The following is a 15,369-nucleotide window of genomic DNA, read 5'->3' as shown; positions in this document are numbered from 1 at the left end:
TCCCTATCACAGGCTCAACAGCCACTTCTGCACATCTTCAAGGCGAAATCTCACACTTCGAGCGCCAGGTGATAGTGTGACTGGTGTAGGAAAGGAACCGTTTTTTACATAGCGGCGAATCGTCGCTTGGGATAGTTGCGTTAGTTTGCAAACTTCTTGATAGCTTAATAGCTGATTTGATTGTTTTTGTTCGGTCATAACTACTCCTGACAGTTAATGGATCATCAAGACATAGTTTGCAGGGTGAGCAACACAAAGGCGCGCGGTGCTCAGGCCCAAAATGGGCAGATTTAGCAGAAAATATACCTATAAAATTTTTATTTAGGGTTACAGAAGCAGATAATGGTGCGGTAATGTGATTAGGCATTGCTTCATCGCTATTCTTCAAGCCACAAAGCGCTATGCGTTAAGCTATTCACCATAGTTAACACATAGTGACTAGAGGCTCACTTTCGCATGTGAAAGTGGAGTTTTTTATAACTAATGTCAAACATATCTGATTAGTTGGGCAAACCCGTTAGCGATAAAGCTAAAATATCTATTGGCTCTACAAACTGGAATCACGACTAAAAGATGGATTTTCAACTATTTAAGCAACTTGTCAATCAGGTTCATATAGGGAAGCAACTTCCCGACGCGGTATACCTGCATAGAGATGCAATAAGCGAGCTTCCAGACGCACTAAAAAAGTTCGTACCGGCGGTTGCTCAAGCGGTCAACTTACCGGACAACCAATGGAACCTCATTAAGCTGTTTAAAAAGGAATTCCGTTTATCGCTGTTGAACTACCCGACCTTTTATACCGACTCCTACCCAGCGTTAGAGCAGAGCCTGAATGTAGATCTGAGCAAACTTAGTCATAAAGTGACTTGCTATCGCTCTTCAGAAAATCCACCGATCCTGCATCGAAAAGAGACGATGATTCTACCAGGCAGCGACCATTTTGAGCTCTTCACCGCGCTAACTAAAGAAGGGGAGATGGCGGGCCTATACGAGAACACCCGCACTATTGGCTTCAAACAGTCGTGGTTAAATTTGATCCAAAAAAAGGGATACCAGTTAGTCGATGGGAGGCTACTGAAAGCCGAACCGGATGCATTGAGTGATACTCAACAAGAGCCTGGGATAGATCGCCACAAAACCGCTATTGTACGCCATGAGCTATCAAGCCCAATGAAGACATTGGCGAAGCAAGGTTACCTAGATGGACGGTTTTCTATTTTCGATTACGGATGTGGTCGAGGGGATGACCTGAGAGAGCTTGAAGCACACGGGCTTGATGCGTTGGGCTGGGACCCGGTTTTCTCGCCTGATAACGATAAAGTCAATTCGGACATTGTGAACTTGGGGTTTGTCCTAAATGTTATCGAAGACCAAGATGAACGTCTTGAAGCACTATTGAGCGCTTGGGAGCTCGCCAACAAAATTCTGGTCGTCTCTGTCATGCTGGCTAATGATTCGTACATTGCGCAGTTTCAGCCCTATAAAGATGGGGTGATTACGACAAGAAATACATTCCAAAAATACTACGCACAATCAGAATTCAAAGGGTACCTAGAACGTTCTTTGCAAGAAGACGCGATTGCCGTTGCACCGGGCATCTTCTACATATTCAAAGATAAGCTAGAAGAACAACGTTACCTCCAAAGTAAGTACCAGCGGCACCATACTTGGCATCAACTGACATCGCCTCAGCCTATAGAGAGTAAAGATAAAGCCAAGTTGGTCATTAGCCAAAACAGCACTCTGTTTGATGATTTTTGGAACGTCTGTCTGGCACTTGGCCGGGTACCGGCGAATGACGAATTTAACCGTTCTGAAGAAGTGAGAAGTCTAATTGGTTCGCATAAAAAAGTGTTTGGTTTACTTCAGGAAATGTTCGATACCCGGGAATTTGCCAATGCAGAGAAATCCCGAAAAGAGGACCTACTTGTCTATTTCTCTATGGGGTTATTTGACAAGCGGAAACCCTACACACAACAGCCTGAAAGCCTAAAGCGTGATATTAAAGCCTTGTTTGATGATTATCGTACGGCCAATAATCTCGCGACCGATCTGCTTTTTGCGATCGCAGATACGGAGCTTATTGGAGAGCAGTGTGTCAAAGCTCACCATCAATTACCAGCAAGCATCCTCAACGAAGGACACTCTCTAATTTTCCACAAGAGCTATATAGAAAAGTTACCGCTTCTTTTACGCGTTTATGTTGGTGCAGCATTGCAGATGTACGGTGAGCTCGATGACGCCATTGACTTGATCAAAATACATATCAACTCTGGAAAGCTTACCTTGACTCAATACGATGATTTCGAAAAATCAGTCCCGTATTTAGTCGAAAGAACAAAAATAAAGATGGCAGATCAAGATATCGATTTTTTTGACTATGTAGATGAACAGCGCCGCCCACCCTTACTCAATAAACACTTGTTGCTTGATAAACAGAGTGAGCAGTATGAAAAGCAAAAGAGCTTCGATCTTCGACTATCAAAGCTCTTAGGGACAACGCCAACAATTGAAGTCATTTTGCACCGACAAATGTACGAAGAGCGCTTGCTTCAAGCAGGAAAAACTGTCTCTGGCTTTAGGCTCAACTCTCGCTGAGCTGGTATGGTGGAAGGCTGATGCGATAAGTGCGTCGTGCAATATCTTCGGGCATACCTATCGCAGTCAGGACATGTGAAGCCACATTTGAGAGCGCATTACACGCAGAACCTTGAGAAATCAGCCAAGGGTACTCGCTCGTAAAGCGCTTCACTTCTTCATCAGAGTGGAATGTAACACTCCACGTCGACGGTACTACGGACGGTCCGCCGTTCCTTGTAAAATCAAACTGCGCCATGACATCGAGAAATTGCTTTTCAAAAGAGCCTGATTTGGTTGGATACGATTCTACCGCCGCTGCGAGCCCGACTATCAACGGAGTAGGGGAGGTGCCGCCTCGTAACCCTGCTTCTTGGCCGCCGCCGTGGATCAGTGGGACGAGCTCAGAGTCTCTAGCATCTCGTACGTAAAGAGCGCCTATGCCTTTCGGGCCGTAGATTTTGTGGCCTGATAACGAGAGCATGTCGATATCCATATCGTCTACGTCGATAGCACACTTGCAAAAGCTCTGTGCTGCGTCAGTGTGAAAGGGGATATTGTGCTCAAAAGCTATAGTACCAAACTCTTCAATGGGTTGAATAGTCCCAAGCTCATTGTTGACGTGATGGATAGAAATCAGAATTGTGTTACTTCGTATTTTTTCTTCGAGAGACGACGACGATATGCGGCCATTCTTATCTGGCGCTAGATAAGTCACTTCGAAACCGATTGACTCGAGAAAAGCACAAGTATTGAGAATACACTTGTGCTCAATCTCTGAAGTAATGATGTGGCCTTTGCTCTCTAGATGTTTGAATGCGACCCCTTTCAGAGCAAGGTTGTTCGCTTCGCTCGCTCCACTGGTAAAAATAATCTCGCTCGGGAGCGCACCTATCTTCTCAGCAATAGACTCTCTTGCTTCTTGGATTGCCTGAGCGCTGGCCCGCCCCGCTTGGTGAGCCGATGAGGCGTTCGCAAACTTTTCGTTCTGCCAAGGTTTCATGGCATCTAAAACACGCTGAGACACTGGTGTAGAAGCGGCGTAGTCATAGTAATTATCCATTTTCAACCAAGTACTCTAATGTCTGGTTAAATAAAATATTAGTCACTAACGATTCACCAATATTATTCATAATCCAACTATCAATGTGCTTCAAACCACTATTGCAATATCCTTCAAAAATACCAATAGCATCTCTTAAGTTCTCATTTTTGAGTATATCCAGAGACGGTTCTTTAGCTAGCGCAATAAGATATATATAAGCGTCATGACCTGTCGTTGCATAGGTATCGAGCAGAATTGGAGTTGTGTTTACTTTAGACCCAAGTGGTTGAAAGTCATCTAATTGATAACCAACTAATGCCGCAAAAACCATCAGTTCTTTTACTGTACTAAAGACTCGAGTATCACTTTTCGCCCCTTTTGTTGAGCAAAACCGCTCTTCCAACGCTTCAAAGCGAACATCCCGGCGTACCGATAACTTACGCCAATCAATTATTTCAGCCATGAACAGGGATCTCCTCAATGGTTACCTTATCAAAATCACTACCAAAGCGTACAACGTCATAGTCATTACCTTTTACAGTAAGTTTTGTAGGATACTGCCCTTTAAACTCTTCTTCAGTCAACACTGTATGCTGAACGAGGTTATATTCCTTACCAATTTTATGACGAATTCCCTTGTCAGTATGTGCTTCTGTCCACTGAGCCTGAGAGAACATAAAGATTGATTGCTCTACTTTGTTCGCAATGTAACTGACAAGCTCTCGACCATTATCAGGACCAATAAACGCTAGAATGGAGTCTGCAATAAAAGGAGCCACAGTACCTGGAGTAAGCAAGTGCTGCTTGTTATTCGCACGATCTTTCGAGAATTCAATCAACGCAACAATAAACGAAATAGATAACATCGCTTGATAACCATTACCCGCAGCCACTCGCTTACCTTCTCTATCCACGATAGCCCATGTAAAGCTTCCTCCCTTGACGCTAGTATCTTTTTTAACTGTATAACCATTAAAAGCAACTTGGCTAAATAAAGATTGCATCTTGTTCAAGAGGATCTGGTCAACACCTTGCTGCGAAGAGCTAATAGCCTCCTCATATAACTCTATTATCTTGTCTGTTGCGAGAATCAAGTTACGAACTTTATGAGCTTTAGGTTGAGTTGCTGACAGGCTAGTTACTCTGCGATCAATATCTTTAATATCAATCTCTTTTTTACGAACGCTCTGCTCCATTTGTAGGATCTGACGGTTTAGTTGATCGCACCTTGATTTAGCTAAATCTTTACCACGTTCGATAACCTTAATGTCATCAATGTCAGAATCAACAATAGTATGACTTAAGTCCTTTATACTATTTTCAAGCTCCTGTATGACGTCTTCGCGGTCATCAATATCCGCTAATAACTTTTCCATACTAACTTTCGGCAATTGCTGGTTACAAAGCGTGTCTTGTAGCTTGACAGCTAATTCCCAGCGACGCTTAAGCTCAGGATCGACGGCGTGTTTACCAAGCTCTTCTAAAAGCCGAGCTGCCGAACTATCCTCTCCAACGTGCGTACCACAGATACATTCGTTATTATCCATAATTTCACGTAGCAGTTGCTTATCCACCGTATAACGAAGTGACTTATTTAGTTCTGCTGTATTAATGCTTGAAAGGTCTATCGAGGCAAGTTTTTTGCCAAATGTAGATAATGCCCAATCAGGTGTGTTGGTTATTTTCTCTGTTAATAGTTGCTTATATTGTCGTTGGTAATCATTCAACAATCTTTCTTGTTTTTCGCGCAATTTAATTTTTTCTTCAATAGATGTCTTATCAAAGCGAGTAAGTTTAGATAGCTGAATCTCATACTCTTTTTCTGCACTTTCTAACTCTCTTTGCTTCTGTGCAAGCAGAGTATTCTCTCGGTCTAAGTTTGAAATTAAAGTATCTTTGTTTGATAACAATATTTCTATTTCATTATTTGTATCATACTGCTTTAATTCTCTTTGATAACTTGTCTTTACTGCACTTAAGTGTTTTAAAGTTGTTTGCGCAACCGTTAAACCCAACACTTTATCAATAGCATCTTTGATGTGAGAGAAATCATTTTGACTACTTAAAGTACCAGTACCTTCACCTTGATAGAAAAAATACTGAGACATCTCTTTTGGTAAGACCGTATTTATTAGCGTATTCGGGTTATCCTCAGCTTTTTCCGCATAGCAGCCATTTTCAATTTCGTACACATGCAAGTTACTACTAGTACTATTTTTCACTCTAACTCTTCGAACTTCAAATAAGCGATTCTGGTGTTCGAGTTGCACAGAAACACTAAAGGTATTTTTACCTTGTTCCGCAGCATGTTTGTTCAGAAGGTTTTTAGAATCGAGTAAGTTTTCAGTGGTTTCTTCATAAAGACACCAGCGAAGAGCATTTAGCAACGCTGTTTTCCCACCATTATTTTCACCATGAATTAGCGTAACTCCGCGCTCTGGATCTACAGCAAAGTCGATAGATTGCTTACCATAGAATTGACGGAAGTTATTAATCTCTAGTTTTATTAGTTTCATTTACGATATCTTCTGCATTGACGTCAATTATGTCTTTGATCTTTTGAATGTGACGAGATTGCACTAAGTCTCCATAGTACAGCTCCTTCTCAAACTGCATTATCTGGAGTGCGGCTTTATGAACCGCTGACTTATTTGAATAATCCTGATGAGCAATCTGTGTATCCTTATCAACTTCTTTTAATAAAGCTTTAAATGCATTAAGGTCCATCAATAGATTCCTAATTCAATGATTCTTTTATCAATTTCTTTCGAGTTAATAGCTGTTAATTTAAAGTCTTCTACTCTTTCCAACTCCGCCCGACGTAGATTCTGACTAAAGTTATTTACTACACCTGGTAACGGGAGAACAACAAAGTCCACAATCAAGGCTTCATGCTTACCTGCTGCTTTTCGAAGAACACGGCCTCTTCTCTGGACATATTGTCTTGGATTGCGCGTACTAGCTAAGATAAACGCGCTTTGACACACCGGAACATCGATACCTTCATCCAATACTTTCATGGCCACTAAAGCATCAATCCTTTGCTCTTTGAAGCTATTCATAATCCTACTTCGCTCTGACGCTGTCTCTTGAGAAGTGAATTTGGAAACCTTACAGCCATATTCATGTAGACAATTGGTGACCTTAGTTATATAGGGCGTACTATCTCCTGGTGCTGAACCTTCTCCCACATAGATTAAAGAGTGTATTAATGATAGCTCTGGATGTTTTTTCAAATAGGAGATTAATGCTGGCAGTTTACCTGAGCTAGTTGCTAGAATCCTTGCTCTTGCTCCACACATATTAGTTAACATCGACTGCTCATCAATGGATAACCTTGTAGACTTTGCCCTCAAAATTAACTTTTGAATTTTAGCTGAATACTCTTCGTACTGCTGTTGCTCTTCTTCATTAAGATACACAGGAACAAGCTCATAACGGTAGGGGGCGAGTATACCGTCCTTAATAGCATCACTTAGCGAGTACTCACTAATGATACCTTTAAAGTATGAAAGTAAATTCTGTCTGATTGTATCAGGGAATGGCGCTCCTTCGATCTCATCATCATCGGTGCGAAAGGGGGTGGCCGATAACCCTATTCGATAACGCGCTGGAGGCAAGGCATCAAAATAGTTTTGACTACCGAGATGATGGCATTCATCACCAATTAACAAAATATCTTCAGGTGATACTTTAGCGATTTTTGACTGAAACAATTCCGATGAGAGGGTCTTGTTGACGACAATAACACAGATAAAATCTAAAGTTCCGGTTCGAAAACGCAGAAGTTTTTTATCCAATGCAGAAGTCCACTTATCAGAGCCATCGTAACATTGAACGGGAGCAATGTTGAAAGGCGCTAATTCTTTTACCCATTGATTGGCTAGTTCAATGTACGGGACGCTAATTATTGCAAAAGTTGCATCACCATTCTTGTGACGCTCTTCATACAACTCTACCAGTGCAGATATGGATGTGAATGTCTTACCTGAGCCAGTGGCCAATTTGAACAAGCCATTAAAGTCTGCTTTACGCCAACTATTTATAGCCTCGATTTGATGAGGAAATAACTCAAATGCTCTCCCCTTAACCATCAATGGCTTACGTGGGGTCTTAGCTTCAATATTTAACTTAGCTAACTTCTGTTCCGACTTAGGGAAACTATAGGAGAAGAAAGGCTTAGTAGTTTTGGCTCGATAAGAGACTGGAAACAGCTCCCTACTTAATGCGTCAAGGTCAACACCAGATTGAATTTTTTGATAAGCCTCTGAATCAATAGAAACAACTTTTGCTCGCTTCTTGGTATCACTCCACAGCGCATTAAAATTATCCACTTCAACTTTGCCATAATCAGCAAAAGATTCACGCCAACTGAAAAAAAGTGAAACTTCCTCAGAGTTATATTTAGACAATCCAGCCAGGGTTTCATTTGCTGATCCACTGAATACAACAATTTCATCCTGCTGATAAAAGATCCCTATTTTTTTGTGGAACATGCCTTGATGAGTGAAGGCAAACTTAATCTCAAGTAGCCCTTTCGCCACCATATATGTCAATAGCTTCAGATTCATTTCGTCACTACTAAGCAATAAGTCAGCTAATTGAAGAGACTTTGTTTTACAAGGATTTGATACTCCCTCCATCACTGCCTCATACTCATTGTCAGACAATGGGTCACCAATGATAAGGCGCATCTTACCTTCAGAATGAATAAACTGCTCCAGTCCTTGTGCTGCTGAAACTAGAACATCAGCTGAAAAATAACCTACAGCTCTATCATAGCGATTTGCACAAGAGAGCAAGGGAATATGTACACACTCCAGTATACTTTCTTCATCGGTGTCATACTTAGCTTGAAGTCCAAGAGCTGAAAACTGCATGATTACTCCCAATCAAGCCATTGAGTAAGATTTCGCCATGCGTTAGTCAGCAGTAATACACCTCGTTCATCAATATGTTGCTTCGTCCATTCATCCGCAAACGTAATATCTGCAAATTTTTTTTCTAGCATTAATATTGAAGCATTACGCTTAGATTCATTAGAAATTTGGCTCTCTGCCAATAAGATATCATCAATATTGTCGATCGAATCATTGGATAAAGATTGGAGTAGATGTTGTTTGAGATTGTACCAAGACGGTGGATTCGTGCTGGAAACCCCATTGCGAGCATCAATTAATACGTTACCGATCTTGTTGTACTCTTCTGGGTTAGCAATTTCATCATCACCCCACCCTTCAGTAGAACCACCGTTAAATACCTTCTTAATAGCGTCTTTACCAGAAAGTAGCTCCCACATTATAGTGGTCAGAAAGTCAGTACTCGGTTTATTTGAAATCTCATGATGGATACCGTTAAGCTCGATGCCATGCATACCAGCTAAGAGCAACATTTTAATACTCTTCGGCTTGGTTAGAATCTGTTGTTTAGAACAGATATCAAGCCACTTTTCATCAACATCCTCTTTCGGAGAGCCTTTTGAACTGATCTTTGCTTCTAGCTCTTCCCGAAAAAAACGCTTAATAATATCGGCATTAAATCGATCAGACGTCAGAGGCCCGCTACCCAATTGATACCCTTTTTGGTCTAGACTCACACCGCGTTCATGTAACTTTTTATAAACAGCATCAATTCCATCAGCTCCACCACTCATCGCACGCCAAAGTACGCTAAATGCAGTTACAGCCTTAAGCACTTTTGCAAAGTCGGAATACTCTGTACCGGTTACTCCAAACTTTTCATCAGCTAATATAAATTGTACCAATAGGCTTTGAACAATGTCATGTTTCATATCTACGAGGTAACGTAAACATAGATTTGAAATATCCTGCTCGTTAGACTCTACTAGATTTCCGACACTAGGTACCGCAGCCTGCCAATGATCGAATAGGAAATCAGCAGTTGTTGCAAGTTGGGTTAAATACTCGTCTTTAAAATGACAGTTTTCATAGCTTTTCAGCATTGCATCACGTTGATCTCTTAAGCTCGTAACTTTTACTTTTCCTTGATATGCGCGAACAAAGGCAAGTATCAGAGCTTTAGTTTTAAGGTTTTTTTCTTTACTTTTGATGATGCCTTCAAAGCGCTCCGTGATGGAGTTGAGAATATCCATTGACGCTTCAATTTCTTCTTCGGGTGTCCCATTTTTTCGCTGGGCTCCGATGTGTTCAATTACCTTAGGAACAAACGTTTCAATAGCAGTAAGAGGTTCCCCTGTTGTATTCAAAGCCTCAAACATATCGAATGCATAAGATTCATTATTAACTTCAACATAAGTAAGGCAAACGCGGTGAAGCAAAAACTTTGCAAACGCAGCTATGTAAATAACTTCTGCGACTTTAGCGTGCGAATCAGATGCCCTTGCTAAATCCTTATCAATAGGAAAGTCTAAACATATATCTAACGTTTCAATATCGACCAACTCGCTGATGTTGATTTTCTCTTCTGTTTCGCCCTCTGGAGACTTAAATTGAAAGCCCTTTTGTACGCAGTCAAGCTGCTTTCTTATCTCCTCGACGTTTTTCACTACACGTTTAGCAGAGGTACTCATCAATGACAGGTTTAAAGGCTCAAACACCGAGCTATCGCGTTGTTCAACGATATGACGCTGATAAGCTGACAATAATTCAGATATAGGGCTCTCATATTGAGCCTTCTTCTCACTTCGGCCCCAACAATCGACCTGTGAACGAATAATTTTAGGAAGGTATTTATATACTTCGTGTTCCGCTGTCGTCTCTACAACCGTATTTGAGGTATCAATTTCCAGCTGAGAGACTACCTGCCGTAATTCATCGAGAACATCTTTGATTTCTTCATCTTGTTCCAAATGTATCGCTTTCTTCAAACTCGGTAAAAGCATTCTCAATCTTTCATTCAGACAAAGAATAATAAGAATCAGAGTAGAAAGGCGCTGTTGACCATCAATGATAAGTTTGATGTGAGTAGGTTTATCCCTTTTGACTAAGGGATAAATAGTCAGAGCAGAACTATCGTCCACACTCAAGATAGACCCAAGGAAAATAATCGCATCAGGCGACTCTAGAAGGTTTCTAAATACATTCTCACAATCAGAAAACAAATCTCTAATGTGGCTCTCTTCCCATGAGTATGGTCTCTGATAAGCAGGCATATAAAAGCCCGTATTTTTGCGTTCACAGATGACATCAAAAACTGATTGAGGCTCTGCTTTAAAAATGTCTAGAGACTTTTGCATAGATGCTTTTCCTAGGTAACTGATATACTGAACAAATATGCTACTTATAGCACTAAAACTAAGTAAATTCTATGGTTCTAGTATTGTACACTTACCATTCGGTTGCATATAAAGATCACGTATTATATCTATTCGATACTATAACCTTCTGATACAATAATTTCTCCGCTTGGATAAAATCTCCAATTCAGCAGCAAGGTAAGTACATTGAACATCGAATCTACGACACTGAAATTCTCCGGACATCAAACTTTCCCTATCCGTTACGGGTGGATTTACAAGATTATTCAAGAAGTTGTAAAAGGTGAATCCCTTTCTAGTAAGTCGAACATCGAACAACAGATGCAATCGATGGGCATGGGGAAAAATATGGTGCTGTCTGTTCGACACTGGATCCGTGCGCTGAACTTGGTGGTTTGTATCGATAGCAAAGAACAGATTTTTCAACTGACACCGCTTGCAGAGCAGCTGTTTACGGACAAAAACGGTCATACCGCGTATGATGAATACCTCGATAAAATAGGCACAACTTGGCTCCTGCATTGGTTGCTACAATCGATTGAACCTACTAAAGCTGAGCTTAACGCTTCTAGATTTTTATTTAATTATTTCAATGGAATAAAAGTAAAGAAAGACTCCTTAGCGACTGAAATCAAAGACGCACTGGCGAATCACGAAAAAGAACTCACAGAAGCAACACTGAATAAAGACATTGATTGTCTTTTACAAATGTATGCACACAAATCGTTGCAGGCCAACAAAGTCAACGAAGACAGCTTTGCCTCTCCGTTTACGGAACTCGGTCTATTAAAACAAGAAGACGCTAAAAGCTACATTGCGGAGCTTAATCGACGTCCATCTTTGCCCGTCGAAATTTTTACCTTTGCACTGATTGATTACATGCAGAAAAAACATAAGGGTAGCAAGGTCAACACCTTATCTTTTGACGCATTGTTAAATGACGTAGGATCCCCAGGCCGGGTATTCCGTCTATCTTCCGCAGGGCTGAGTGATAAACTGGATCAAGTAGAAACACTCACTGACGGCAAAATTGCTTGGACCGATACTCAAGGCTTAAGACAAGTGCAGCACTCTTTTAACAGCATCGATAACATAGACCCAAGCCAGTACCTTAAACACTACTACCAATCAGAGGAAAAATAAGCGTGACTCTCAGTAAACAATACTCTATCGCTACACGCCACCAACGTTCTACCCGTATCGATAGTGACTTGAGCGCCGATTTCTTTCCTGGCTTGGTTTACCACGGAACAGCACAAGCTTCCTTAGAGACGCTCTTTCGCCAATACGGCCAAACCGGACAAAGCGCTTACACATTAACAGGCGCTTACGGTTCAGGTAAATCAACGGTGGCGCTGCTCATGGCTGGTCTATTGCATTCTGACTCGGATATCCGAAGTGCTGCTATCAACACCATAAATGCAGAGTCAAAATCGCTATTAGAAGAGAGCGCACCATACCAAAAAGGGTGGTTACAAATACGTGCAGTCGGCGGCGTCAGTGGCCCTGTCGAATCTTTTTGGAATGCAACACTGAGAGCGCTTGAGGAGCACCCTAATACACACAACGCAAAGGTGCTAAACAAGTACCGTAAAGCCAGTGTTGAGAGTGATAGTGAACTGATTAGCTCTTGGAAAGCCCTCTTTGATGATGTCGCGCCTCATGTTGATGGCGTACTGATCATTGCCGATGAGATGGGGAAAAGCTTAGAGTTTATCAACCGAAACGGTGGTGATTTACACTTATTTCAAGACATTGCTGAAGAGCTCTCTCGCATTGATACTCCGGTCATTTTCTTAGGCTTGCTACATCAAGCATTCAGTGAGTATGCAAAAGAGCGCGGTACTAAGCTACAGGATGAATGGGCCAAAATTCAAGGCCGCTTCAGCGATATTCTGTACAATGTATCGACCGATGAAACGGTCGCGCTGATCAGTAACTCGATCAAAACAACGTCACCACACCGTAGTGGTGATGAGCTCGTCCAACGCGTACTCTCAGCACTTGAAGACAAACAGCAGCGTAAAGAGTTACTACTCACGCGCCTAGAGCAATGTGTCCCACTTCACCCATTAACGGCATTGTTACTAGGGCCTATAGCTAAGAGGCGCTTTAGTCAAAACGAACGCAGTACATTCGGCTTCTTGAATTCGCACGAGCAATTCAGCTTTCAACTTTTTTTACAACAAACAAGTGACCAAAACGCTCGATACGATCTTAGCAATCTATGGGATTATCTTGAAGCTAACATGGAACACGCCATATTGGGTTCACCCGATGGACATGGGTGGGCAACCGCGGCGGACGCGCTAAGAAAAGCTTTCAAACAAGATTTTTCTCCACGATGCATTGCATTACTTAAAGCGATATCTTTAATTACTCTGTTTGGTAAATCTGCCAACCTCACGGCAACGGAGAGCGTACTCCTTACAGCAACAGAGATCATCGATAAAAAGCAGCTAAAAGAATGCTTACAACAGCTCAAAGAAGCCTCATGCATCGTCTTTAGAAAGCACTTATCATCTTGGGTCGTGTTTGAAGGTTCAGATCTCGATATTGCAGGCTTAGTGGAAGAGAAAATAGAACAACTGCATAACAGCCACGAAGCTGTTGAGCGCATTAACTTTAGTTCCCAAGTAATTGCAAAAGGCCACTATCACGAATTTGGTACATTGAGATGGGCGGCTCAAACCGTAGCGATGCAACTCAATTATATCGATATGCCGACCCTTATTGGATCTCGAAGTGGCGAGTTTGCGAACTTCTTGTTATTGCTCAAAGAAGAGCCAGAAGATCGTCTACTTGAACTGACACGCAATGATAAATCATTAATGATCGCATGTGCACCTAACGCGAATGAAATAATAAATTTAGCCAATGAAAAGTACGTCCTGGAGCTCATCAAAAGTGACAAGAGCACTGGTGCAGCGCTGACGCACGACAAGGTTGCTCGAGAAGAACATAGAGCACGCTTGTTTAACGCTCAGTCGGCTTTAGATGCGGCATTGACTACCGCCTTCAATAACGCGCGATGGATACACAATGGCGAGATCTACGGTAAGGAAACGATGAGTGAAATCGCCACATTTGCCGCTGACAGAATATTCCATAAAACCCCGAGAATTCTTAACGAGCTGGTTAACCGTAACAAACTCTCTGGTACGGCGGTTTCCGCTTTGAAAAAACTGCTTGAAGCGATGCTTGACGAAGAAGATCGAGAGGATTTAGGCATTGAGGGGTTCCCACCAGAGAAATCCATGTATATCAGCTGCTTAAAAAATACTAACATTCACTCAGCTGAAGGGGAAAAGGGGCAGCATTGGTTTAGAGATCACCTAGACAAAAATTTAAATGCTGTGTTCGCCGCTGCGGAAAAACGCCTAAAAGATCGCAAGGGCAACGAGGTCGATTTATCTGAAATCGCGGAGCTTTGGGCAAATGCGCCTTTTGGTTTAACAAAGGGTGTCATCCCGATCTTTTTGCTAGCGTTCTTGAAATCGATGGGTGAACAAATCGCCTTTTACGAGAAAGATATGTCTGGTGAATTTGCCTTTATTGCAGAACCAGATAGTGACTATGTCCATAAACTGATTAAGAACCCGGGCGATCTCGCCGTCAAATACATCGTATTGGCGAAGGATGAGAAAGAATGGTTGCAGCATCTCGCAATTTTCGCGGCGTCTGAAACAAACCGTGATGTATCCAATAACATCCTTTCTGTCGCGAAGCCTTTAGTAACGACTATGCACAACCTTCCGCACTGGGTAAAAAACGCTCACCATATTGTCCCAGACAACGATGAGCGCAACAAAACCTACTTGAGGATCCGGGATCTATTTTTACAGGCAAATGACCCTCATACACTACTCATCAAAGACTTGCGTAAAGAACTAATTGCCTTTGGCGCTGATGAGTTTACGAGTCAAATAGATCTGTTAGAAGACTGCTTTAAAACGTTAAGACAGAAGCACGAGCAGATGCTTGCTGCCATTAAAACCAAGGTGAAAACCATTTTCCCAGAAAGCGGTGAAGAGCTTGCTGATATGTGCCAGTACGTCGAGCAAAACTCCGGCGACTTACGTTTAAAGGCATTCGCACGCGAACTCGCGAAAAGTGACACTGGATTATTACAATGGCTGGAAAGCATGATTCAGATTGTCATCGGACGCGGAAAACAAAACTGGAACGAAGGCATCCTTCAGACTGCATCAAACAAAATCAGTGATTATGCCCAAGATTTTTTGAGTGTAGTTAAGTCCCAACGTAATGGCGGCGATGCGGCCGCCCAGTCAGGTAAAACAAAACTGGTCTCCCTCGTTTTAGAAGGGGATGATGGCAAACTGACATCGTTTAAACGAGAAATCAGGGCAATAGAAACAGAAGAGTTGAAAAATACCATGAGCACGATCGAACACCAGCTCTCAGAACTCGATGATTTCCATAAAATCAATCTATTACAACAACTACTAAGAAAATCGCTCGAAGCGCAAAGTTAACGCACGTAGGT

The 15,369-nt window shown here is 41.9% G+C and carries 10 protein-coding genes; 3 read left to right on the top strand and 7 right to left on the bottom strand.

The window, feature by feature from the left end; all coding sequences use genetic code 11:
• Window positions 1-6 precede the first annotated feature (6 nt).
• Entirely contained in the window at window positions 7-198 is a 192-nt protein-coding gene (locus R7Q46_RS19515; RefSeq protein WP_023584707.1) for a helix-turn-helix transcriptional regulator, read from the bottom strand.
• Between the two features lie 375 nt (window positions 199-573).
• Between R7Q46_RS19515 and R7Q46_RS19510 the strand changes: the two genes are divergently transcribed.
• Window positions 574-2,601, top strand: coding sequence for a DNA phosphorothioation-associated putative methyltransferase (locus tag R7Q46_RS19510; protein ID WP_318077714.1), 2,028 nt, complete (start codon window positions 574-576; stop codon window positions 2,599-2,601).
• Here the strand turns inward: R7Q46_RS19510 and R7Q46_RS19505 are convergent.
• From R7Q46_RS19505 to R7Q46_RS19480, 6 genes are read right to left on the bottom strand one after another with little or no spacing between them, the layout of a single operon-like run.
• Window positions 2,588-3,643, bottom strand: a complete 1,056-nt coding sequence (locus tag R7Q46_RS19505) for a cysteine desulfurase family protein (protein WP_053308119.1) — start codon at window positions 3,641-3,643, stop codon at window positions 2,588-2,590. The genes R7Q46_RS19510 and R7Q46_RS19505 overlap by 14 nt on opposite strands.
• Window positions 3,636-4,088, bottom strand: a complete 453-nt coding sequence (locus tag R7Q46_RS19500) for a hypothetical protein (protein ID WP_053308118.1) — start codon at window positions 4,086-4,088, stop codon at window positions 3,636-3,638. The genes R7Q46_RS19505 and R7Q46_RS19500 overlap by 8 nt, the downstream gene beginning before the upstream one ends.
• Window positions 4,081-6,141, bottom strand: coding sequence for an AAA family ATPase (locus tag R7Q46_RS19495; protein WP_053308117.1), 2,061 nt, complete (start codon window positions 6,139-6,141; stop codon window positions 4,081-4,083). The genes R7Q46_RS19500 and R7Q46_RS19495 overlap by 8 nt, the downstream gene beginning before the upstream one ends.
• On the bottom strand, window positions 6,116-6,352 hold the full coding sequence (locus tag R7Q46_RS19490) for a CxC ATPase DNA modification system associated small protein (protein WP_053308116.1): 237 nt from the start codon (window positions 6,350-6,352) through the stop codon (window positions 6,116-6,118). The genes R7Q46_RS19495 and R7Q46_RS19490 overlap by 26 nt, the downstream gene beginning before the upstream one ends.
• Window positions 6,352-8,505, bottom strand: a complete 2,154-nt coding sequence (locus R7Q46_RS19485; protein WP_053308115.1) for a DEAD/DEAH box helicase family protein — start codon at window positions 8,503-8,505, stop codon at window positions 6,352-6,354. Before R7Q46_RS19485 ends, R7Q46_RS19490 begins: the two co-directional genes overlap by 1 nt.
• A 2-nt stretch (window positions 8,506-8,507) precedes the next feature.
• Window positions 8,508-10,841 (bottom strand): DUF262 domain-containing protein, encoded by a 2,334-nt coding sequence (locus R7Q46_RS19480; RefSeq protein WP_053308114.1) that lies wholly within the window; start codon window positions 10,839-10,841, stop codon window positions 8,508-8,510.
• 207 nt (window positions 10,842-11,048) lie between these two features.
• On the opposite strand from R7Q46_RS19480, the gene R7Q46_RS19475 reads away from it, so the two are divergent.
• Together R7Q46_RS19475 and R7Q46_RS19470 are read left to right on the top strand one after the other, a co-directional pair.
• The gene (locus tag R7Q46_RS19475) at window positions 11,049-12,005 is read left to right on the top strand and encodes a DUF4007 family protein (protein WP_080996227.1); all 957 of its coding nucleotides are present in this window, start codon (window positions 11,049-11,051) and stop codon (window positions 12,003-12,005) included.
• A gap of 2 nt (window positions 12,006-12,007) precedes the next feature.
• Window positions 12,008-15,358, top strand: a complete 3,351-nt coding sequence (locus R7Q46_RS19470; RefSeq protein WP_053308113.1) for a hypothetical protein — start codon at window positions 12,008-12,010, stop codon at window positions 15,356-15,358.
• The last annotated feature ends 11 nt before the right edge of the window (window positions 15,359-15,369 follow it).

The organism is Vibrio sp. 811 (assembly GCF_033339195.1).
The sequence above is the reverse complement of the archived record's forward strand: the minus strand, read 5'-3'. Positions and strand labels throughout refer to the sequence as shown.